The organism is Bradyrhizobium sp. (genome assembly GCF_036009065.1).
Taxonomy (GTDB): domain Bacteria; phylum Pseudomonadota; class Alphaproteobacteria; order Rhizobiales; family Xanthobacteraceae; genus Bradyrhizobium.
Genome location: NZ_DASYMN010000436.1, coordinates 1 through 21,354 on the forward strand (window position 1 = coordinate 1; position 21,354 = coordinate 21,354).

Genomic DNA, 21,354 nt, shown 5'->3' on the forward strand with positions numbered 1-21,354 from the left:
CGCCGAACTGCACCGAGATATCGCGAACCCGGATGATGGCATCGGAGACATCGGCGACCATCGCTACATTCCGATCGATGCGAAGAAGATCGCAAACACGCCGTCCATCACGATTACCAAAAATATTCCCTTCACCACCGACGACGTCGTGTGCTGCCCGAGCGATTCGGCGCTGCCTTCGACCGCAAGCCCCTCGACGCAGGCAACGATCCCGATCACCGCCGCCATCACCGGCGCCTTGATCATGCCGACCGTGAAGTGATCGATCGAGATAGCGTCGCGCAGGCGAAGCAGGAATGCCTCCGGATCGACGCCGCCATAGAGCCATGCCACCAGGCCGCCGCCATACAGCGCCGCGACCGCGCCGAGGAAGGCCAGGATCGGCAGTGCAATCACCAGCGCCAGCATCCTCGGCAAGATCAAGACCTCGATCGGATCGAAACCCATGGTGCGCAAGGCGTCGATTTCCTCGCGCATCTTCATCGAACCGAGTTCGGCGGTATAGGCGCTGCCGGAGCGGCCCGCCACCATGATCGCCACCAGCAGCACGCCGATTTCGCGCAGCACCAGCACGCCCAGCATATCGACGACGAACACGTCGGCGCCGAATTTGCGGAAATGAAATATGCCCTGCTGGGAGATGATGCAGCCGATCAGGAAGGTGATCAGCACCACGATCGGCACCGCGCGCCAGCACACCTGTTCGAGATGATGGACGGTCGAGGTAAGGCGGAATCCGGAGGGGTGCCGGATCACGCGCGCGGCGGCGGCAAGCACGGCCCCCAGCATGCCGATCAGTCCGGTCAATGTTTCGCCCAGACCGAACACGCTGCGGCCGATCTGATCCAAAAGGCCGGTGACCGTCGCCGAAGCGGCCTCGGGTTCGGGCGCCGCTTTCACCCGCCGCACCTCGTCCACCAGGCTCGAATAATTGGCGGAAAGCCCGGCGATCTTCGCTTCGACGCTGCCCTGGGTCAGGCTGCGGCGCAGCCGCTCGATCAGCCAGGCGCCAAACGTGTCGAGCTTGGAGACCTGCGAGACGTCGATGAAGATATTGGGTCGGCTTCCGGTCAGCCGCTCAGCATCGCCGACAAGCGCTTCAAGATCGGACGCAAAGCGGGCGGTCCACGAGCCCGCGGCACACAACGCAAGGCCGTTGCCCTGTACAATCCGTTCCAGTGTCGGGCCGCCGTCCAATGTCAACTCCTGCGCAGGTTCCCGCCGGCGGCGGAAATAAAATCGACACGCCGCCGCTGCCTTGTGGGATACGGTTCTAACCAGCCATACTTGGTTGCGCCGGGCAACCCTGCGGTTCGGAAATTGCCAGATTTTGAAATGACTTCCAGCAAACCGCCCAAGCTCGCCGCCCGAATCGAACGCTGGCCGATCGCAGGCGCTTTCACCATCAGCCGCGGCGGCAAAACCGAGGCGATCACGGTGGTAGCGGAGGTCCGCCAAGGCGCCCATACCGGGCGCGGGGAATGCGTACCCTACGCCCGTTACGGCGAAACCCCCGAAGCAACCCTGGCCGCACTCCTGTCGATGCAGGAGGCGCTGCGTGGGGGGCTCGACCGGCGGGGCTTGCAAGGCGCCGTGCCGGCGGGTGCGGCGCGGAATGCGCTGGATTGCGCGCTGCTGGACCTGGAAGCCAAGATCGGCGGTCAGCGGGCCTGGGAGCTGCTCGGGCGGCCGGCCCCGAGACCCTGCACCACCGCCTTCACGATCTCACTGGGAACCCCGGAGGCGATGGCGGCGGCGGCCGCCAAGGCCTCGGACCGGCCGCTGCTCAAAATCAAGCTCGGCGGCGATGGCGACGGCGACCGGATCGCGGCCGTGCGCAAGCAAGCCCCGGAATCCGAGCTGATCGTCGACGCCAACGAGGCCTGGACCCCGGCCAATCTCGAGCAGAATCTCGCCGCCTGCGAGGCCGTCGGCGTCACCCTGATCGAACAGCCGCTTCCCGCCGGGCAAGACGGGCTGCTGGCGCGTATCCGCAGGCCGGTCGCGATCTGCGCCGACGAAAGCGTACACCACCGCGCCTCGCTGGAGGGCCTGCGCGAACGCTATGACGCCATCAACATCAAGCTCGACAAGGCAGGCGGCTTGACCGAGGCGCTGGCGATGGCCGATGCGGCGCGAGCGCTCGGGTTTGAAATCATGGTCGGCTGCATGGTCGCGACTTCGCTTTCGATGGCGCCGGCGATGCTGCTGACGCCGCAAGCCCGCTTCGTCGATCTCGACGGGCCATTGCTGCTGGCCCGGGATCGCGACGGCGGCCTGCGCTACGACGGCAGCACGGTCTATCCGCCCGACGCGGCGCTTTGGGGCTGATGCGCCAGCCGGTGACGCGCCAGCCACATCACCACGGCGCTTACCAGCGCCATCGCAGCCATCAGGTAGTAGACGCCCTGCCCGTGCTGCGCATAGATCGCGCCGGACAGAACAGACGCGATGCTGGTTACGATCCCGGTGCAGGCGGTGAGATAACCCTGCCCCCGCGCCATCACATGACCCGGCACATGCTGCACCAACAGTCCCATGGTGCCGATCTGCGTGAGCCCGAATGTCAGTCCGTGCGCCAACTGGACCAACGCGAGCATAGGCAGCGGTGGTTCCTGCGCCATAATCAGCCAGCGCGCAACGGCACTGAGCGCGGCGATGATCACGAGAATTGCAGGCGACAGCGTGAACCGCGGCGACAGCGCAAATACCACGATCTCGGCAATCACTCCGAGCGCCCAAAGTGCCGCGATGGTCAACCCGCCCAGTCCCGCGTTCTGCCAGGCGATGGAAGCGAAGGTGTAATAGGCGGCATGGCTGCCCTGGATCAGCGCCGCAGCCACGATGATCGCAAGAAACCCGGACTGGCGCAGCAGCGCGGACGCGCGCGACGTCGTGGCCGGAGCCGTTTTTGCAACCTCCAGCGGCTGCAACCGGAGACTGACCAAGGCGCCGAGCCAGGCCACTGCGACGATGACCCAGATCAGGTGTCTGGCCGCGATGACATCGACCAGCAACCCGCAGGCGAGAGCCCCCACCACAAATGCCGCCGAGCCCCACAACCGCAGCGGCCCGTAGTTGAGGCCGTAGCGCGAGACGCCCTTCAACGCGTAGGCGTCGGTGAGCGGCGTCATCGGCGTCCACAAGCAGGCGGTCACCAGATAGGCGAGCAATATCGCGAGCGGTTGGTGCAAGGCGCCGATGACCGAGAAACCGAGAGCGCTCACGAAAGCGGTGGCGATCATGGCGCCGCGCAGCGACCGGCGCCTTTCGGCAAAGCCGGTGACGAACGGCAGTACGGTAAACCGCGTCACTGACGGCACCGCCGTAATGATCCCGATCCATGACGCGTCGATGCCGATCGCCTTCAGCCACACCGGAAAAAACGGCAGATGCGTTCCCACCAGGCCGAACAGCGCGGCGTAAAACAGCGCCAGCCGCGTCGCGAATCGCTTCGGTGCAGTTTGCGAAGCGATGGGGATTTGTGGTTCGAAAGCCATCAATTCAATTGCGATTCGCTTGAGTTCATGATGATCGTACCAGCAACGCGTAGTGATTTGCGCCACGAGTTTTGCGCGACGGGTTTTCCATGGCCGACGAAGCTTTCGCCCTATCGCCGATCTCCGCCCGCGCCGCGCAGCCTGGCGAAGCGGACTATGACGCCATCCGCGAAGCCTTCATGGAGACCTCGCGGGGCCGCTGGTTCCTCAGCGAATATGCCAAGCGCAACCGCAATGCCGACACCCGCATGGTGCTCGACGCGGTGGCGCGGATCGAAGAGAACCTCGCCGCCCAGAAAAATGCGGCGCCTGACGATGGACTGGAGGTGTTGGCGGTCATCAGGGATGCGGTTGACGAAGCGAAGGCCGCGGCGGCCGCGGCGTTTGGCGGTGTCGAAGAATCGCTCGAGCCGATCCGCAAGGGCGCGCAGGTCATTCGCGAGACCTTGTCGCGGCTTCGCGAGATCGGAGCTGACGGCCGGATTTACGATTTGATCGATTCCCAGGTCGGCGCCATCGAGACCGGCTGCAGCGATATCGTTGCGACCGATTCCAAGGCGGCATTGAATGCCGCATTCGACCTGATCGAGCAGCGGATCGCGCGGCTTGCAGACGAGGGAATGGCACAACAATCGCCGGTTTCCGAAACGCCTGGGTCCCCGCCGGCGGCTGCTTACGAAGTAGCGCCTGCTGCCACTGCGCGGCCCGCAGCGCCCTGCGAGGGCGGAACCGAAGACCTTGCAGCGGCCTCGCCGACGCAAGACTCCGTCGTAACGGTGCGGATCGAAACCGCCACCATCGACGCCGACGTCGCGCATGACGATGCCGTGCTGGACATGATCGCCTTGGAAATGGCCGCTCCGGATTTTGATGATGCTGGTATCGTCGAGACTGACATGCTGGAGACGAGTCCGGCAGACCCCGATATCGTCGCGCAGGCAGCCGAGCCAACCACCGCGCCGCGGCCGGACCCAGCACCGATGCCGGATCCCTCACTGGGCGCATCGTTGATCGCCAATGGAATCGTGCGCAACCCGGGCGCTTCCGATCTCGACCCGCTGGCGCCGATCCGGCGCATGAGTCAGGCCGAGAAGATCGCATTTTTCTCGTGAACCAGCGTCAGCCGATCAATTTCGCGTACAGGTCCGCATCGACATTGCCGCCCGACAGCACGATGACGATGGTCTTGCCATGGGCCTCGAAACGGCCGGCCAGCAGCGCGGCGAGACCAACGGTCCCGCCCGGCTCGACCACCAGCTTCAGTTCGCGAAACACGAACGCGACTGCGATACCGACTTCCACGTCCGATGCCGTGACGCCCTGGGTGAGTAGCCGCTGGTTGATGGCGAATGTGATTTGGCCGGGAATCGACGCCATCAGCGCATCGCAGATGGTGCGCCCCTCGGCGCGGTGCGGCTCGCGCTTGCCGGCGCGCAGCGAACGCGCATGGTCGTCAAAACCTTCAGGTTCGGCCGACATCAACCTCGCCAACGGATAGCGCGCCTTCACCGCGGTCGCGACACCCGCGACCAGGCCGCCGCCGGATGCCGGCGCAATGACGATATCGGGGGTGATGCCGAGCGCGGCCATGTCTTCGGCGATCTCGCGGCCGACGGTGCCTTGCCCGGCGATGACTTTGGGATCGTCGTAGGGCGGTACCAGCGTCGCGCCGTGTTTCCCGGCGATGTCGCGGGCGATGGCCTCGCGATCCTCGCGATCGCGATCGTACAGCACCACCTCGGCGCCGTAGCCTTTGGTGCGCTCGCGCTTGGAGCGCGGCGCGTCCGACGGCATCACGATGGTAGCCCGCATGTTCAGGATCTGCGCCGCAGCCGCCACGCCCTGCGCATGGTTACCCGACGAGAATGCCACCACGCCGCCGCCGCGCGCGGCTTGCGGGATCGACGACAGCTTGTTGAAAGCGCCGCGAAACTTGAACGATCCGGTCCGCTGCAGCATTTCCAGCTTCAGGAAAACCTTTGCGCCGACCCGTTCGTCGAGCGCCGGCGACGACAGCAACGGCGTCCGCACCGCGAATGGCGCGAGCACGCGCGCCGCGGCATCGACGTCGACGGACGTTACCGGCAAGGGCGAAGCAGAATTTGTCATGCACACCTTTTATCGCGAGCCGCAACAGGCGGGCAAGACGCGCAGATGCAAGTCAGGTGGCCAGTCGCGGCTGTTCTGGCGCGATCTGCAAATCCGAGTTGGTTTCGGCCCGTACATCGCTGATGTTGTTGACGAATGCGCGGGCCGACGCTTCCCAGCCCTGGCTTGCGGCGAACCGGCGGCACTCTTGCGGTGAGGGTTTGATGCCGCCAGGCACGCCCGGCGAATCATATTAACCGCGAATCCGATTCAGCGGACTGCGATGTTGCCACGACAGCTCGCCGCATAGCGACGAGCCTCGAAGGATCGGCCACGAACGCGGTGCCTGCGACTCATCCTTCGAGACGCCGCGCAAGCGCGCGGCTCCTCTGGATGACGGCAATGTATATGCGGCCCCTAATCGAAGGCATGGAAATGATGGATCGGCCCATGGCCGTGACCGACGCTCAGGCGGTCGGCCGCGGCAATCGCTGCGGTCACCCAGGCCTTGGCGTGGCGAACGGCGGTCTCCAGATCGTCGCCCTTGGCAAGGCCCGCCGCGATGGCAGAGGACAGCGAGCATCCGGTGCCGTGGGTGTTTTCGGTGGCAATGCGTGGAGCTGCCAACGCAACAACGCCGGCTTCGCGGATTAGATAATCGATGCTCTCGGCACCCTTGCCGTGGCCACCCTTGATCAATACCGCGCTAGCGCCCATCGCCAGCAGACGTTTGCCCTGACTCTCGATCTGGCTTTCGCTTGAAGCAATTTGCTCGTCGAGCAGCGCCGCCGCCTCCGGCAGGTTCGGCGTGATGAGCACCGCGCGCGGGATGAGTGTTGTTCTAAGCGCTTCGATCGCATCCGGCGCCAGCAGGCGATCCCCCGACGTCGCGACCATCACCGGATCGAGCACCACATGCCCGGGCGGCCACCGCTCAAGCCCCATGGCAATCGCGTCGACCACCGAGCGTTGCGCGACCATGCCGATCTTGACGGCTTTCACGTCGAGATCGCCGAACACCGCGTCGAGCTGCGCGGTCACGAAGTCCGCGGGCACCTGATGAATGCCGCTGACGCCCTTGGTGTTTTGCGCGGTGAGCGCGGTGACGACAGACGCGCCATAGACGCCGAAGGCTGCGAACGTCTTCAGATCCGCCTGGATGCCGGCGCCGCCCGAGGAATCCGAGCCGGCGATGGTGAGCGCAATCGGAATGGTCATCGTTCTGCTCGCGACACGCTCCCCGTTCAAGCCGATGCCCGGTGGTAGCGCGGCCCGCCATTGGCAGCAAGTTGCCTTACACGCTATATTGAGTCCGGCGCGACGCCTTCGGAGACAGCAGCGATGGTTCCCTTTTTCGTCCAGTTCAAATGCAAGCTTGGCCAGTCCTACGTCGTCGCCAATGCGCTCGCGGAAGCCGAGATCGCCTCGGAGATCTATTCCACCGCCGGCGACTACGACCTGCTGGTGAAGTTCTACGTCGACAACGACACCGACATCGGCCACTTCGTCAACGAAAAGGTCCAGGTGATTCCCGGCATCGAGGACACCCACACCATCATCACCTTCAAGGCGTTCGGTTCGAAGTAGGAGAGTAATACACCAACGTCATCCTGAGGTGCTCGCCGTCTTCGGCGAGCCTCGAAGGATGGCCACAAGCGCCGGTGCACGCGGCCATCCTTCGAGACGCCGCGCAAGTGCGCAGCTCCTCAGGATGACGGCATTACGTTATTCTAGCCCTCTTTCTTCTTCGCCGGCCGCGGCGGTCCCTCCACCGGCGGCAGCGATTTGAGATATTCGGCGATTGCCGCGCGATCCTCGGCGCTCAGTTGCGAGGTGTTCCGGATCACGCGGGCCATTGAACCGCCCGCGGTATCGCCATCGGGCGTCTGCCCGGTTTCGAGGAAATAGGCGATGTCCTTTTCGCTCCAATCGCTAAGCCGCTTTTGCGTGATGTTCGGCACCCAGCCCTCGCCTTCCGGATTGGGGCCGCCCGAAAAGCGTTTGTCGGCGATAATGCCGCCTAGAAAATTGCGCGGACTGTGACATTCGGCGCAGTGGCCAAGCGCGTTGACCAGATAGGCGCCGCGATTCCACTGTGCGGAGCGCGCGGCATCTGGCGTGAAAGGCTTGCCGTCCATAAACAGCAACTTCCAGACGCCGATATTGCGGCGGATATTGAACGGAAACGGCACGGCGTGGTCGCGCACCCTGCCGGACACCGGCGTCAGCGTTTTCAAGAAGGCAAAGAGGTCGCGGGCGTCTTCGACCTTCGCATGCTGGTAGGACGTGTAGGGAAACGCCGGGAAGTAATGCGCCCGTTGCGGTGAAGTGCCTTTGATGAGCGCGCTGACGAAATCAGCCTCGGTCCAGCGCCCGATTCCATCGGCCGGATCGGGGGAGATATTCGGTACGTAGAACGTCCCGAACGGGGACGGAATAGCGAGACCCCCGCCAAGCCTGGTACGGTCGGGTTGACCGGGCACGGCATGGCATGAGGAACATCCACCTGCATTGAACGTTGTGAGACCATTGGCTGGATTGGGGGTATAGGCCGGCAACGCGCTGGCGGGAACGGCCGACGGGATCGTCAGCCACCAGAAAATGCCAAGGCCGGCGACGCCGGCAAGAACGAGGGCAAGGAAAAATCGTCTCAGCACGTGCTAATCCATCGTTCCAGGGCACCAATATTGCCAGTATGGGATAAATTCCCGGCTACTGTCTCAATGAAGTTTAGCCGTGTTCGCGCCGAATCCGGGAATAAATCCGAAGTCGCATTGTTGTAAATCGACGTCTACAGGGAGAGAACCATGTCAAAGACCAAAGTCACGCTCGCTACGCTGGCAATCGGCGCGGCGATTGCCTTCGCCGGACCGGCTTTTGCTGACAAGATGAAAGCAACCCTCGACGGCAAGTCCCAGGTCCCGCCGAATACCAGCGCGGCTACCGGAACCGCCGACATCGACTACGATCCCGCCTCCAAGAAGCTGAGCTGGAAGCTGACCTATTCGGGGCTGTCCGGTCCCGCGACCGCAGCGCATTTCCACGGCCCTGCCGAGCCCGGCAAGAACGCCGGCGTTGCGGTCCCGATCAGCAACACCGCGAGCGGTTCGGAAGGCAGCGCTACCCTGACGGATGCCCAGGCGGCCGATCTGACGGCCGGCAAGTACTATGTCAATGTCCACACCGACGCCAACAAGGGCGGCGAAATCCGCGGCCAGGTCATGAAGTAAGATTTTGCAGCTGCGGTGACGAAGTTAAGACTTCGCGCGATTGAGAATACAAAAGAGGGCGGACGCTCCAAGCGCCCGCCCTCTTTAATTTCATAGTCCGCTAAAAACCGAAGGTTAGCCCTTCTTGACGCGGAAAGTCTCGTGGCAACCGCCGCATTCCTTGCCGATCGCAGGGAAATTCGCTTTCAGCGAGTCCATATCCTTGATCTTGGCCTTGGCCTCGCTCACCACCTTGGCAAAGCTGGCGATCTTCGCGTCGAAGCCGGCCTTGTCTTCCCAAATCTTGGGGGAAGGGCTGAAATCGCCTTCCCACTTGGCGTCCTTGAGGCTGGCGGGGAACAGGGTCGGAAGCTTCTTGGCGGTGTCGTCGAGTTGTGTGAGAGCGGCATCGACAGCGGCCTGATCGTAGGGCTTTTCGCCCTTGAACATCGGGCTCAAAACGCCGCCCAGGTTCTTTCCGTTGGCCTTCATCATGTCCTGCGCCTCTTTGACCTTGTCCTGTTGCGCCGCAACGACGCCGACCCCCAGCAGTAACGCTCCTACGACAACGACAGTACGTATCATCGGCCCGCTCCCCTTCCCTGTTTTTCAATCGCTCTGCCAGTTCGCAACCGAACCTGAGCTACCGCCAATCTAACCCCACGCCGGGCATTTCATTCCACGCCCAAGATGATGAATTCACAGGCTGTGCCGCCGCTGATGCTCCCGGATCGCGATCCAGACCCGTTCGGCGGTCGCCGGCATGTCGATGTGATCGATCTTGTACTCCCGCCACAGCCCCTCGAGAATCGCATTGACGACGGCCGGGCATGAGCCGATCGCGCCGGCCTCGCCCGCGCCCTTCACGCCCAGCGGATTGGTTTTGCAGGGCACGTTGTGGGTTTCGAACACGAACGACGGGCCATCGGCGGCGCGCGGCAGCGCGTAGTCCATGAACGTTCCGGTTACCAGCTGGCCGTCCTTCGGGTCGTAGACCGCCTGCTCCATCAACGCCTGGCCGATGCCCTGCATCGCGCCGCCATGAACCTGGCCGGCAAGCAGCAGCGGATTCAGCGTCACGCCGAAATCGTCGACCACGACATAATTCACGATTCTGATCTTGCCGGTGGCCGGATCGATCTCAACCTCGGCGAGATGGGTGCCGTTCGGATAGGTGCCGTCGGCGGCGGTGAAGGTGGCGCTTGCATTGAGTTTCGACGGATCGACGCCCGGACGTTTGGCCAGATCGGCAAAAGAGATCGCGCGATCGGTGCCGGCGATCCGAATTGTGCCATCGCTGATCTCGAGATCGGCGGCGCTGGTCTCCAGGGCATCGGCGGCGATCTCCCGCAAATTCGTCCCCAGCGTGCGGGTGGCGCGCTCTACGCTGACGCCGCCGGTGGGAATGGATGCCGAGCCGCCGGTGCCGAGGCCGGTCGCGATCCTGCCGGTGTCGCCCTGGAGGATGTGCACGCGCTCGGGCGCGAGCCCGAATTGCTCGGCGACGATTTGCGCATAGGCGGTCTGATGGCCCTGCCCGGTCGACTGGGTGCCGATCAGCATCGTGACGTCGCCATTGGGATCGAGTGCCACATTGGCGGTCTCCTCGCCCATGGTGCCGCAGACTTCGACATAGGTGCCAAGCCCGATGCCGCGCACAAGACCCTGCTTCTTTGCGGCTTTGGCGCGCTTTGGAAATTCCTTCCAGTTCGCAATCTCCATCGCCCGCTTCATATGCGCGGTGAAGTCGCCGGAATCATAAACCTTGCCGGTAGCAGTCTTGTAGGGCATCGCACGCGGCGGGATGAAATTCTTGCGCCGGATCGCGTCCGGCGTCATCCCGAGCTTTCGCGCCGACGCATCGACCAGCCGCTCGACCACATAGGCCGCTTCGGGTCGCCCGGCGCCGCGATAGGCATCGACCGGCACCGTGTGGGTGAACACCGTGCGGACGCGGCAATGGAATGCCTGGATATCGTAAAGCCCGGGCAGCATGCCGGCACCGCCATGCGGGATATACGGACCGAAGGTCGACAGATACGCGCCCATGTCCCCCATCAGGTCGACGTCCATGCCCAAGAACTTGCCGTCTTCGGCCAGCGCCATGCGGGCGGTGGTAACGTTGTCCCGGCCCTGGGCATCGCCCATGAAGTGATCGGCGCGATCGGCCGCCCATTTGACCGTCTTGCGCAGTTTTCGCGCGGCAAACGCGGCCAGCGCGTATTCGCGGTACGGAAACAGTTTTGTGCCGAACCCGCCGCCGACATCCGGGCAGATCACCCGCATCTTTTCGACCGGGATGTTCAGGATGTTCTGACACAGGATATCGCGCACCCGGTGGCTGCCCTGGCTGCCGACCGTCAGCGTCAGATGATCGCGTTTGGCGTCGTATTCGCAGACCACCGCGCGCGTTTCCATGAAGTTGGTGACGATGCGCGGATTGACGATCGATATCTCGGCAACGGCATGCGCTTTGGCGAAGGCCGCCTCGGTGGCCTTTTTGTCGCCGATCGGCACGTCGAATAGCACATTGCCGGCATGATCGGGCCAGACCTGCGGCGCGCCTTGCTTCACGGAATTGACCACACCGATCGCCGCAGGCAGCGGCGTCCAATCGACCTCGATCGCCTCGACCGCGTCGCGGGCGTGATCGATGGTGTCCGCGACCACGAACGCCACGGCGTCCCCGACATGCCGCACGTCACCGGCGGCGAGGATCGGATAGGGAGGTCCCGTGAAAGGATCGACTTCGAGATTGAACAGGCACGGCAAGCTGCCGAGATCCTTCACGTCGTCGGGGGTGAGGATGGCGGCGACACCCGGCAGGCCGCGGGCGCGGCTGGCGTCGATGGTGAATTTCGCGTGCGCATGGGGGGAACGCAGCATCAGCGCGTGCAGGGTCGCCGGCGCGTGGTCGTCGGTGTAGCGGCCCTTGCCGCGGATCAGCGCGTCGTCTTCCTTGCGCAGCACGCTTTGACCGACGCCGAATTTGATGGGAGCCATTTTATCTCCGATTTCCATCGCGATTTTTCGTCATATTGCAGCGGATCGGTGGCGAGCGCAAACGGCTTCAGGTCCGCACCAGAGACCGCAACCAGCCCCGGCCGAACAGCAGCAGAATCGATCCGCCGTACACGATCGCGCCGACCACGATCAGCAGCAAAAGCGCCGCCTCGTCGCGGAAGGCGCTCAATTGCGCAAATTGCGCCGCTGCGAAGCGCGCGGCGAACCAGAGCGCAGCCCCGAGTAGAATACCGGCAAGGGCGAACTTCGCCGATGACCGCGCCAGCGTCCCATCCAGCTCAAGATACCCCGCCCGTACCGCAAAGCCGATCACCAGCAGCAGGTTGACCCAGGCGCCGACCGCGGTAGCAAGCGCAAGGCCGACCTGCGCCAGCGATCCCACCAGCGCGATCTTCAGCGCGACATTGACGGCGACGCCGGTCAGCGCCGCCTTCACCGGCGTGGCGGTATCCTTGCGGGCGTAGAAGGTCGCGACCGCGCTGCGGATCAGGACGAACGGGATCAATCCGATCGCATAGGCCGCGAGCGTGGCGGCGGCGGCAGCGGCATCCGCCTTCGAAAACGCGCCGCGCGCGAACATCGCCCGCATGATGACGTCCGGCACCGTCAGGAACGCGGCCACGAACGGCACCGAAAACAGCAGCGTGAAATCGAAGGCGCGGCGCTGCGACGCGATCGCGCCGGCATGATCGCCCGAGGTCAATCGCCGCAACATTTCCGGCAGCAGCACGGTGCCGATGGCGATGCCGATCACGCCGATCGGCAACTGATTGAGCCGATCGGCATAATACAGCGCCGACAGCGCGCCCGCGGGCAGAAACGTCGCGATGATCGTGTCCGCGAACAGCGCGACCTGCGTCCCCATCGAGCCGACCGTCGCAGGTCCGAGCGCGCGAAAAAAGGCGCGGACATCCTCGTCCAGCCTGAGCGGGGCAAATCGCGGCAGGATGCCCTGACGCGCAGCGTCACCCGCCAGCAGGAAAAACTCGAGAAACCCCGCGATCAAGACGCCCCAGGCCGCCGCGTATCCGGCGCCGGGAAACAACCCGGCCAGCGCCAGCGTCGCCATCATCGACAAATTGAGAAATATCGGCGCCGCCGCGGCGCTGGCGAAACGGTGCATGACGTTGAGCATGCCGCCATAGAGCGTCACCAGCGTGATCAGCAGCAGATAGGGAAACGTGATCCGCGTCAGCGCGACCGCGAGTTCGCCGCGCACCGGATCTTCGGAAAATCCCGGCGCCAGGACGGCGATCACCTGCGGCATGAACAGCCACGCCACCACCAGCAGCACGATTTGAGCGCTGAACAGCAGCGTGAAGATGCGATCGGCGAACAGTTTCGCCGATTTTTCGTTTCCGCTGTGAAGATGGGCATAGGCCGGCACGAACGCGGCATTGAAGGCGCCTTCCGCGAAAATCGCGCGGAAGTGATTGGGCAGCCGCAGCGCCACGAAGAACGCATCGGCCACCGGTCCTGCGCCGAGGATCGCCGCGAGCATGATGTCGCGCGCAAAGCCGGTCAGCCGCGAGAGCAGCGTATAGCCGCCGACGGTGAAAATACGTCCGAGCATCAGCCGCTTCTACAGCATGCGGCGGCGCTTCAAAACGGCGAAATCAGAAGATTCGCCATTTGAGCATGATCTAATCCGGAAAACCGGAAACCGCTTTTCGGGATCATGCCGTAAGCGCGCCGCGCACAGCCTCGATGATCCGCTGCTGCGTCGCCTCGTCGAGATAGGCGTGCATGGGAAGGCTGATGACGTCGTCGGACAGCGTTTCGCTGACCGGCAGGCCACCTTCGGCGACCGGAAAACCGCGGTAGGCGGTCTGCTGATGCATCGACTTCGGATAATAGATCGCGGTCGGAATGCCCTGCGCCTTCAGCGCCGCGGCAAAACCGTCGCGGTCGACGCCGCGCGGCAGCCGGATGGTATATTGCGCCCAGATCGAGCTGCAGCCGCCGGCGACATGCGGCACGGTCACCACATTGCCGAGCCCACGCGCGTAACGCTGCGCGACCTGGTTGCGCGACGCGATCTCGTCCTCGAAGATTTTCAGTTTCTCGATCAGGATCGCCGCCTGGATGGTATCGAGCCGCCCGGTCAGCCCAAGGCGGACATTGTCGTATTTTTCCACGCCCTGGCCGTGGACCCGGATGCTGCGCAGCGTTTCCGCCAGTTCGGCATCGTCGGTGAAGATCGCGCCGCCGTCGCCGAAGCAGCCGAGCGGTTTTGCGGGAAAGAAACTGGTCGCGGTGGCAAGGCCGAAAGTGCCGAGACGCCGGCCCTTGTAGCTGGCGCCGAACGCCTGCGCCGCGTCGTCGAGCACGAACATGCCCGCGGCTTCGGCGACCGCAGCGATGGCATCGTGGTCGGCGCTTTGCCCGAACAGATCGACGGGAATCACCGCTTTCGGCTCGAGTCCGAGCTTCTTTGCCGTGCCAATGCCGCGCTCCAGCGCATTCGCATCGATGTTGAAGGTCGCCTCGTCGACATCGACAAACACCGGCGTCGCCCCGGCCAGCGCCACGGCTTCGCCGGTCGCGCAGAACGTGAACGACGGACAAAGCACCGCGTCGCCGCGCCCGACGCCCTTGGCCATCAACACCATCAGCAGCGCATCCGTGCCGCTGGCGCAGGTCACCACATGCCTTGCGCCGCTGAAGGCCGCGAGTTCGGCCTCGAGCCGGGCCACTTCGGGGCCGTTGACGAACTGGCAATGCGCGAGCACGCGCCCGACTGCGTCATCGATCGATTTGCCGAGCCGCCGGCGCTGCGCGCCTATATCGATGAACGGCACGGGGTCGACACGTAGATGCTGGTTCATGGCGCCTTGCGGGGATTGAGATTGGGACATCCGAGCGATCAACTTCAATTCGATCATGCTCTAACCGACCACCCGACGCGGCCCTTTGCGGGCAGAGGCGGCAACCGGCTTGGCGGGAGTTTCCAGGCATCGGATCGCAATTTCGAGGCTGGCAACCCCTTCATCGCCGGTCACCGCCGGCACGCCGCCGGTGCGCACCGTGTCGAGATACGCGATCAATTCGGCGCGCAGCGGCTCGTCGTGACCGACCGGCAAATGGCGCATGGAATAGCTGCCGTCAGGCTTGAAGCCGAAGCATTCGGTGACCTGACGGGTCAGAAGGTCTCCCATTACGTATTTGCCGCGGGTCGCGATGGTGACGTTGCGCGCCTTGAACGGGGTCAGCCAGTTGGTGTTGATGTGCGCGAGCACCCCGGATGCGGTGCGGAACTGAAGAAGCGCAATGTCCTCACGTTCGGCAACCGTGCTGGAGAGCTGCGGCTGCACGTCGATGATGTCGGACTCGGTAAACCAGCGGATCAGGTCGATGTCGTGCACCGCAAGGTCGATCACCACGCCGACGTTCGACATGCGCGGCGGGAACGGGCCGACCCGGGTGATGGCGATCGAGAGAATATCTTCACCTGATATCGCCGCCTTGATGGCGGCGACCGCCGGATTGAAGCGCTCGACATGGCCGACCATCAGCGTCACGCCGGCGCGGCGGGCGGCGGCGACGATGTCGCGTCCCTCTTGCACGGACGATGCGATCGGCTTCTCGACAAGGACGTGAATGTTACGGGCGATGCAGGCGAGCGCGATCTCGTGATGAAGATGCGTCGGCGCGGCGATGGTCACTGCGTCCACCTCTTCCGCAATCAGTTCGTCAAGGGCAGCGAATGTGCGGCAGCCCACTAACTCCGTCGCTCGGGTGCGATGGGCCGGCAAAGGATCGACGATGCCGACCAGCACGATGCCGGGCAATCCCGCCAGTACGCGGGCATGGTTGCTGCCCATGATACCGGCGCCGATGACGCCGACCCGAAGCATGCGCTCCGCGCCTGCCCTGACCGCAGACCGCTGTGAATCCATCTCACGAACCCCGATAAATCTGTGACAAAGGGCCGCCAGGATCGCGCGACCAGCGCCACGGGGTGTCCTAGCACGTCGCCACAAATGTGGCGAATGCCCGCGAATTGATCCCAAACACGTTTTGATTCGAAGAATTACACCGTTTTGCCGGATTTCGGAACACCGGGCCGGTGTGAAACGCGGTCACGAGCGCCGATAGTCATCCTCGATGCGGATGATATCGTCCTCGCCGAAATAGCTCCCGGTCTGAACCTCGATCAGCTCCAGCAGGATCTTGCCGGGATTTTCCAGCCGGTGGGTGGCGCCGATCGGGATGTAGATCGATTCGTTCTCGTGCACGACCTTGACCAGTTCGTTGACGGTGACGCGCGCAGCACCTCGCACCACGATCCAGTGCTCGGAGCGATGGTGATGTTTCTGCAGCGACAGCCGGCCGCCCGGCTTCACCACAATACGCTTGACCTGGTGACGATCGCCGGTGTCGATCGATTGATAATTGCCCCACGGGCGGTGCACCTTGAGATGTTCCTCGGTAACCTGAGGCGCCACCACCTTCAATTTCGCGACCAGCCGCTTGAGGCCGTTGGCATCCTTCTGGCGGGACACCAGGACGGCGTCCTGGGTCGCCACCACAACCAGATCGTCGACGCCTTCCAGCGCGACCAGCGCCTTGTCGGTCGACACGTTGCAGTTTCGGGAATCCTCGAATACCGCGGCACCCTGCGCGGCATTGCCCTGTTCGTCCTTGCCCGACAACTCCCACACCGCATGCCAGGAGCCGACATCGGACCAGCCGCACGCCACCGGCACGACGGCGGCGCGCGCGGTCTTTTCCATCACGGCGTAGTCGATCGAAATCGCCTTGGCTTTTGCAAACGATTCCGAATCAAGCGTCACGAATCCGAGATCGCGTCCGGCCTTGGCTACGGCGTCGCCGACCGCTTGCACGCTGTCGGCGTCGACGTTGCGGTATTCGTCGAGCAGCACGCTCGCGCGGAACATGAAGTTGCCGCTGTTCCAGAGATAGCCGGCCTTGATGTATTCGGCCGCCGTTGCCGGATCCGGCTTCTCGACAAACTTCGCCACCATGCGAACCTCGCCGTAAACCGGCTCGCCCGGGCTGATATAGCCATATTCCGTGGCTGGACGCTCCGGCCGCACGCCGAACGTCACGATGCGCCCGGCATCGGCCGCGATCAGACCCTGACGGCAGGCGGCGACAAAGGCCGCGGTATCGCCGACGACGTGATCGGCGGCAAGCGCCAGAACCACGGCGTCCCCATCGCGGATTTGCGCAAACGTCGCGCCGGCGGCTATCGCCGCACCGGAATCGCGCCGCATCGGCTCCAGCAGAACGTCGGCCTCAATGCCGATCTCGGCAAGCTGCTCCAGCGCCATGAAACGGTACACGGCATTGGTGATGACGATGGGGCGCTCGAACAACGCCGCGTCGGAAACCCGCATCAGCGTATCCTGAAACGTCGAGCGCGCACCGAACAATGGCAGGAATTGCTTCGGACGCACCTCGCGCGACGCCGGCCATAGCCGCGTTCCGGCGCCGCCGCACATGATCAGTGGAATAATTCGCCTGTCCATCGAACCCCGAACATCTTCTGCATGACGTGGCTGCGATACCAGACGGCCACTTCCCAAGCCTCTTTACCCGTCGCATCAAGGGAACCGCAATACCCGTTTGAAGGGCTATTGCCAGATCGGCGCCGAAACCATACCAAGACGGGTAAAGTCCGGCCCGCCCGTCGGATTTGTGTCTCCTGTACCCCCCTCTCGAACCTGACGAGCGCGGACGACATGCGCCGGATCCTGCTTTCAACCGTCAAAATACTGATCTCCGCGGCGCTGCTCTATTTCGCGCTGAGCAAGATCAATTTTTACGACCTAGCATCGCGCTTCGACATCGCGAGCCTGGGCTGGATCGGCCTTGCGATCGCCGTGATGTTCCTGCAGATTTTTGTCGGTGCGTTGCGGTGGCGTGAGATCAGCGCCGATTGCGGCGCGCCGCTGGTGATAACGCAGGCGGTGCGCTTCAACCTGATCGGAACGTTCTTCAACCAGACGCTGCCATCCTCGATCGGCGGCGACGCGGTACGGTTATGGCTTGTCGCGCGCGGCGGCGCCGGGTGGCGTGCAGCGACCTATTCCATCTTCGTCGATCGCGCGATCGGCCTGATCGCGCTTGCGGTCGTGATCGTGGCGAGCCTGCCATGGAGCTATCGGCTCATCGACAACCCGCACGGCCGGTCGGCGCTGCTGATCGTCGATTTCGCGGCGCTCGCGGCGGGCGCCGGATTTCTGCTGCTGGGCAGGCTGCCATGGCCGTGGTTGAGGCGCTGGTGGGCGACGCATCATCTTCACGCCTGCTCGGTGATCGCGAACCGCGTGATTTTCAGCCGCAAGCGCGGACCGAAACTGGCGGCGCTGTCGCTCCTGGTTCATGTTCTGGCCGTCGTCGTTGCCTGGTGCGTGGTGCGGTCGATCGCAGCCCCGGTGCTGTTCGGCCAGACTTTTCAGCTGATCCCGCCGGTCATGCTGATCACGATGCTGCCGATCTCGATTGCCGGCTGGGGCGTGCGCGAAGCCACCATGGGACTGGCGTTCGGCTATGCCGGGCTTGCGAGCAATGAAGGCGTCAATGTGTCGCTGTTGTTCGGCTGCGTATCCTTTATCGTCGGCGCGTTCGGGGGCCTGGTATGGATCTTCAGTGCCGAAAAGCGGGCGCAGGGCTCCGCGCCGATCGAGGTCCCCGAGTAGCGGCCACTCCCCGGCGCCGCCGATTGCGTGCTTGTAACTTGACGGAATTGAAGCCCCGCCATGTGATGCATCCGACAAAGGCGGTTTTTGACAGACCAGCTTCGCCTCGGTAACGTCAATGATGTCCCGGGATGCCAATGAAGATCAGCGTCGTAACAGCCAGCTACAATTCCCAGGCGACGATCGGCTTCACCATCGAATCTTTTCTGGAGCAAGCGCATCCGGAAAAAGAAATGCTGGTGATTGACGGGGCATCGAGCGACGCGACTGTAAAGATCGTCGAGTCGTTCGGTTCGGACGCGATCCGTGTTTTCTCGGAAAAAGACAAGGGCGTCTACGATGCGATGAACAAGGGCTTTCGTCTGTTTCAAGGCGATGCCATCGGGTTTCTGAATTCGGATGATACATTTCACGATTCCCGCGCTCTTGCGGATATCGCCACGGCGATGCGGGATTGCGATATCGTGTATGGCGACCTCAACATGGTGACCGATCATCGCACCAAGACTCTGGTCCGATCGTGGCGGGGTGGAATGTTCAAACGCTACGCGTTCCAGCTCGGTTGGGTACCACCCCACCCGACCTTCTATATGCGCAGGGAAGTGGCGCAAAAGGTCGGCGAATACGACCTGAAATACGTGACCACCGGAGACTATGACTACATGCTGCGCGCGCTGGCGTTAAACGATTTCCGCGTGCGCTATCTTCCTCAGGTCATCGCCGACTTTCAGGTTGGCGGCATCAGCACCAAAGGCTGGCGCGTGACGCTGCGCGGAAATCTGGAATGTTTGCAGTCACGCCGCGAACACCTGAATGCGCCGCCGATCGACCCGGCATTTTTCCTGCGCTTCGCCCGGCGGATTTTTCAGATTCGCAAACTAAGCCTGTAGAGCCGGGCCGGCTGCCGGTTCGGCCGGCATGGCCGGACCGAATTCGGGGATCGCATCCTTCAGAACGGCCTTGATGGTGGCCCGGTCGTCTCTTGCGATTGCCTGCTCGAGCGTGCCGATCCACTTTCGCAACACGTGCATGGGCGGCTCGTTGGGTTTGGCGGCCATGATACCGGCGAGCCCGATCTCGACGGTGGGCTCTTCGGTTGCGAACAGGATTTCGTTCAGCCGCTCTCCCGGCCGCATCCCGGTGAAGACGATATCGATGTCATGGCCGGGCTGCAGGCCGGAAAGCCGGATCATGCGCTCGGCGAGATCGACAATCTTGACCGGCTGGCCCATATTGAGCACGTAGACCGAGACGTCCGGACGCACCGGCGTCAGCGCGTGCGTCGCCGCCGTCAACACGAGATCGCAGGCTTCGCGGATGGTCATGAAATACCTGACCATATCGGGGTGGGTGACCGTTACCGGGCCGCCCGCCTCGATCTGGGCCTTGAATTTCGGCACAACCGAACCATTCGATGCCAGCACGTTGCCGAACCGCACTGAAATCAGCCGCATCGGCGGCTTGCCATCCGGCTGGCCCGCCAGTTCGTGATCGAGCGCCTGACAATACATCTCGGCAAAGCGCTTGGTCAGGCCGAGCATGGAAACCGGCTCGATCGCCTTGTCGGTCGAGATCATCACCATCGCGTCCGCGCCCGAAGCGACGGCGGCGTCAGCGACGTTGACCGATCCGAAGATGTTGGTCTTGACGCCCTCGCTCCAGTCGCGCTCGAGAATCGGCACATGCTTGAGCGCTGCGGCATGAAACACGATGTCCGGCTTGAACTCGTTCATCAGTCGGTGGATACGGTCGCGGTCACGGATATCGGCGATGCGGCCCTCGATCACGGCTTCGGTGTTCTGCGCAGCAAGCGACTCGACGACGGCATAGAGCGCCGGCTCCGAATTCTCGATCACCAGCAACCGGGCGGCGCCGAACGTCGCGACGCGGTCGCAAATCTCCGAGCCGATCGATCCGCCCCCGCCGGTTACAATGACCGACTTGTTCTTCACCAGAGCTTCGAGCCGCGCGTAATCGATCTTTTCGCTTGGACGCAGCAGGAGATCCTCGACGGCAACCGCTGTCAGCCGTGGGGCATCGCCGCTCCCCAGCGATGGAAGCCGGCTGACAATCAGCCCGTGCCGGCGTGCCCGCATCAGCACGGATTCGGGCCGCGCTTCCGGCTCAAACGCGGACGGTGCCATTACCACGCGCGCGATCGATTTATTGCGTCTTGCGAAATCCTGGATCACGTCTTCGAGATCGTCGATCCCGCCCAGCACCGGAATACTGCGGATCATCTGTCCCTGATCGGCCGGCGACGGCGATAACACCCCCACCGGCCACAAGTGTTTGACCGCGCCGCTTTCAATGGCGCGCAGAAGAACCTCGGCGTCTGCGGCGCGGCCGATCAAAAGCGCCGGCGCGGCATCCTCGTCGGTCCGGGCGTGATAGCGCGCGCGGGTATAACGGAAATAACGATAGGCGAAGCGCAATGCGCTGAGAAAAAATATCTCGAGAAACCAGTAAAGGATGATGGTGATCTTGCCGAGGAAGAACGCGCCTTGAATGTTCGGTGCGACGGGAGCGCCGTGAATGTTCGGCGCGACGAAAATGTAGTCCAGCACCACCAGCGCCAGCGTGAGGACCGTGGCCGCGCGCAGGATATTTAACGCATCCGGCAACGAAATGAACCGCCATTTCGCGGTGGTCAGATTGAAGACGTAACAAACCACAATGCTGAGCGCGATGAACCAGGGCAGGATGCGCAGCAAAAGCGGCAGGCGGTCAAAGAAAGAGTCGCCGCCTTCGAAACGAAGGTAAAAACTGACGAGCAGCGCAAGCGCGGTCGCCAGCGCGTCATGCGCCACAATCAGCAAGTTACGCAATGTCAGATTCGAAAAACGCGTCATTTCGTCGACCAAT

General features: G+C 63.4%; 19 protein-coding genes. 6 read left to right on the forward strand and 13 right to left on the reverse strand.

Annotated elements, in window-relative coordinates:
* Positions 1-63: 63 nt before the first annotated feature.
* Positions 64-1,197 carry an ABC transporter permease gene (locus tag VGP39_RS25840; protein WP_327570927.1) on the reverse strand — a complete coding sequence of 378 codons (1,134 nt, stop codon included), beginning with the start codon at positions 1,195-1,197 and terminating at the stop codon, positions 64-66.
* 138 nt (positions 1,198-1,335) lie between these two features.
* On the opposite strand from VGP39_RS25840, the gene dgcA reads away from it, so the two are divergent.
* Entirely contained in the window at positions 1,336-2,331 is a 996-nt protein-coding gene (gene dgcA, locus VGP39_RS25845; RefSeq protein ID WP_327570928.1) for an N-acetyl-D-Glu racemase DgcA, read from the forward strand.
* Here the strand turns inward: dgcA and VGP39_RS25850 are convergent.
* Entirely contained in the window at positions 2,301-3,500 is a 1,200-nt protein-coding gene (locus tag VGP39_RS25850) for an MFS transporter (protein WP_327570929.1), read from the reverse strand. The genes dgcA and VGP39_RS25850 overlap by 31 nt on opposite strands.
* An 89-nt stretch (positions 3,501-3,589) precedes the next feature.
* Between VGP39_RS25850 and VGP39_RS25855 the strand changes: the two genes are divergently transcribed.
* Positions 3,590-4,612 (forward strand): hypothetical protein, encoded by a 1,023-nt coding sequence (locus VGP39_RS25855; protein WP_327570930.1) that lies wholly within the window; start codon positions 3,590-3,592, stop codon positions 4,610-4,612.
* Positions 4,613-4,619: 7 nt separating this feature from the next.
* Here the strand turns inward: VGP39_RS25855 and VGP39_RS25860 are convergent, their stop codons facing one another.
* The 3 genes from VGP39_RS25860 to thiD form a co-directional block, all read right to left on the reverse strand.
* Positions 4,620-5,609 (reverse strand): threonine/serine dehydratase, encoded by a 990-nt coding sequence (locus VGP39_RS25860; RefSeq protein WP_327570931.1) that lies wholly within the window; start codon positions 5,607-5,609, stop codon positions 4,620-4,622.
* A 52-nt stretch (positions 5,610-5,661) separates the two neighbouring features.
* Positions 5,662-5,826, reverse strand: coding sequence for a hypothetical protein (locus VGP39_RS25865; RefSeq protein WP_327570932.1), 165 nt, complete (start codon positions 5,824-5,826; stop codon positions 5,662-5,664).
* Between the two features lie 179 nt (positions 5,827-6,005).
* Positions 6,006-6,806, reverse strand: a complete 801-nt coding sequence (gene thiD / locus VGP39_RS25870) for a bifunctional hydroxymethylpyrimidine kinase/phosphomethylpyrimidine kinase (protein WP_327570933.1) — start codon at positions 6,804-6,806, stop codon at positions 6,006-6,008.
* Positions 6,807-6,929: 123 nt separating this feature from the next.
* Between thiD and VGP39_RS25875 the strand changes: the two genes are divergently transcribed.
* Positions 6,930-7,175 carry an Lrp/AsnC family transcriptional regulator gene (locus VGP39_RS25875; protein ID WP_327570934.1) on the forward strand — a complete coding sequence of 82 codons (246 nt, stop codon included), beginning with the start codon at positions 6,930-6,932 and terminating at the stop codon, positions 7,173-7,175.
* Positions 7,176-7,318: 143 nt separating this feature from the next.
* Here VGP39_RS25875 and VGP39_RS25880 read toward each other — a convergent pair whose 3' ends face one another.
* Complete coding sequence (locus VGP39_RS25880; protein WP_327570935.1) at positions 7,319-8,245, reverse strand: cytochrome c; 927 nt, start codon at positions 8,243-8,245, stop codon at positions 7,319-7,321.
* A gap of 150 nt (positions 8,246-8,395) precedes the next feature.
* Between VGP39_RS25880 and VGP39_RS25885 the strand changes: the two genes are divergently transcribed.
* The gene (locus tag VGP39_RS25885) at positions 8,396-8,818 is read left to right on the forward strand and encodes a CHRD domain-containing protein (RefSeq protein WP_327570936.1); all 423 of its coding nucleotides are present in this window, start codon (positions 8,396-8,398) and stop codon (positions 8,816-8,818) included.
* Positions 8,819-8,932: 114 nt separating this feature from the next.
* Here the strand turns inward: VGP39_RS25885 and VGP39_RS25890 are convergent, their stop codons facing one another.
* From VGP39_RS25890 to VGP39_RS25915, 6 genes are all read right to left on the reverse strand, one after another.
* Positions 8,933-9,382, reverse strand: coding sequence for a cytochrome c (locus tag VGP39_RS25890; protein ID WP_327570937.1), 450 nt, complete (start codon positions 9,380-9,382; stop codon positions 8,933-8,935).
* 114 nt (positions 9,383-9,496) lie between these two features.
* Positions 9,497-11,800, reverse strand: coding sequence for a xanthine dehydrogenase family protein molybdopterin-binding subunit (locus VGP39_RS25895; RefSeq protein ID WP_327570938.1), 2,304 nt, complete (start codon positions 11,798-11,800; stop codon positions 9,497-9,499).
* 67 nt (positions 11,801-11,867) lie between these two features.
* Positions 11,868-13,394 (reverse strand): murein biosynthesis integral membrane protein MurJ, encoded by a 1,527-nt coding sequence (gene murJ / locus VGP39_RS25900; RefSeq protein ID WP_327570939.1) that lies wholly within the window; start codon positions 13,392-13,394, stop codon positions 11,868-11,870.
* Positions 13,395-13,497: 103 nt separating this feature from the next.
* Entirely contained in the window at positions 13,498-14,649 is a 1,152-nt protein-coding gene (locus VGP39_RS25905; RefSeq protein ID WP_327570940.1) for a DegT/DnrJ/EryC1/StrS family aminotransferase, read from the reverse strand.
* A gap of 60 nt (positions 14,650-14,709) precedes the next feature.
* On the reverse strand, positions 14,710-15,678 hold the full coding sequence (locus VGP39_RS25910; RefSeq protein WP_414644810.1) for a Gfo/Idh/MocA family oxidoreductase: 969 nt from the start codon (positions 15,676-15,678) through the stop codon (positions 14,710-14,712).
* Between the two features lie 225 nt (positions 15,679-15,903).
* The gene (locus VGP39_RS25915) at positions 15,904-17,316 is read right to left on the reverse strand and encodes a mannose-1-phosphate guanylyltransferase/mannose-6-phosphate isomerase (RefSeq protein ID WP_327570942.1); all 1,413 of its coding nucleotides are present in this window, start codon (positions 17,314-17,316) and stop codon (positions 15,904-15,906) included.
* A 213-nt stretch (positions 17,317-17,529) separates the two neighbouring features.
* Between VGP39_RS25915 and VGP39_RS25920 the strand changes: the two genes are divergently transcribed.
* On the forward strand, positions 17,530-18,489 hold the full coding sequence (locus VGP39_RS25920; protein ID WP_327570943.1) for a lysylphosphatidylglycerol synthase transmembrane domain-containing protein: 960 nt from the start codon (positions 17,530-17,532) through the stop codon (positions 18,487-18,489).
* Between the two features lie 137 nt (positions 18,490-18,626).
* Positions 18,627-19,379, forward strand: a complete 753-nt coding sequence (locus VGP39_RS25925; protein WP_327570944.1) for a glycosyltransferase family 2 protein — start codon at positions 18,627-18,629, stop codon at positions 19,377-19,379.
* Here VGP39_RS25925 and VGP39_RS25930 read toward each other — a convergent pair.
* Entirely contained in the window at positions 19,368-21,341 is a 1,974-nt protein-coding gene (locus tag VGP39_RS25930; protein ID WP_327570945.1) for a nucleoside-diphosphate sugar epimerase/dehydratase, read from the reverse strand. The genes VGP39_RS25925 and VGP39_RS25930 overlap by 12 nt on opposite strands.
* Positions 21,342-21,354 lie beyond the last annotated feature (13 nt).

Excerpts from the sequence above, each read along its gene's own strand:
- VGP39_RS25875 (WP_327570934.1), top strand. The coding sequence starts at position 6,930 with ATGGTTCCCTTTTTCGTCCAGTTCAAATGCAAGCTTGGCCAGTCCTAC.
- VGP39_RS25930 (WP_327570945.1), bottom strand. The coding sequence starts at position 21,341 with ATGACGCGTTTTTCGAATCTGACATTGCGTAACTTGCTGATTGTGGCG.
- VGP39_RS25920 (WP_327570943.1), top strand. The coding sequence starts at position 17,530 with ATGCGCCGGATCCTGCTTTCAACCGTCAAAATACTGATCTCCGCGGCG.
- VGP39_RS25855 (WP_327570930.1), top strand. The coding sequence starts at position 3,590 with ATGGCCGACGAAGCTTTCGCCCTATCGCCGATCTCCGCCCGCGCCGCG.
- VGP39_RS25890 (WP_327570937.1), bottom strand. The coding sequence starts at position 9,382 with ATGATACGTACTGTCGTTGTCGTAGGAGCGTTACTGCTGGGGGTCGGC.
- VGP39_RS25925 (WP_327570944.1), top strand. The coding sequence starts at position 18,627 with ATGAAGATCAGCGTCGTAACAGCCAGCTACAATTCCCAGGCGACGATC.
- VGP39_RS25905 (WP_327570940.1), bottom strand. The coding sequence starts at position 14,649 with ATGAACCAGCATCTACGTGTCGACCCCGTGCCGTTCATCGATATAGGC.
- dgcA (WP_327570928.1), top strand. The coding sequence starts at position 1,336 with ATGACTTCCAGCAAACCGCCCAAGCTCGCCGCCCGAATCGAACGCTGG.
- VGP39_RS25895 (WP_327570938.1), bottom strand. The coding sequence starts at position 11,800 with ATGGCTCCCATCAAATTCGGCGTCGGTCAAAGCGTGCTGCGCAAGGAA.
- VGP39_RS25860 (WP_327570931.1), bottom strand. The coding sequence starts at position 5,609 with ATGACAAATTCTGCTTCGCCCTTGCCGGTAACGTCCGTCGACGTCGAT.
- murJ (WP_327570939.1), bottom strand. The coding sequence starts at position 13,394 with ATGCTCGGACGTATTTTCACCGTCGGCGGCTATACGCTGCTCTCGCGG.
- thiD (WP_327570933.1), bottom strand. The coding sequence starts at position 6,806 with ATGACCATTCCGATTGCGCTCACCATCGCCGGCTCGGATTCCTCGGGC.
- VGP39_RS25915 (WP_327570942.1), bottom strand. The coding sequence starts at position 17,316 with ATGGACAGGCGAATTATTCCACTGATCATGTGCGGCGGCGCCGGAACG.
- VGP39_RS25850 (WP_327570929.1), bottom strand. The coding sequence starts at position 3,500 with ATGGCTTTCGAACCACAAATCCCCATCGCTTCGCAAACTGCACCGAAG.
- VGP39_RS25910 (WP_414644810.1), bottom strand. The coding sequence starts at position 15,678 with ATGCTTCGGGTCGGCGTCATCGGCGCCGGTATCATGGGCAGCAACCAT.
- VGP39_RS25885 (WP_327570936.1), top strand. The coding sequence starts at position 8,396 with ATGTCAAAGACCAAAGTCACGCTCGCTACGCTGGCAATCGGCGCGGCG.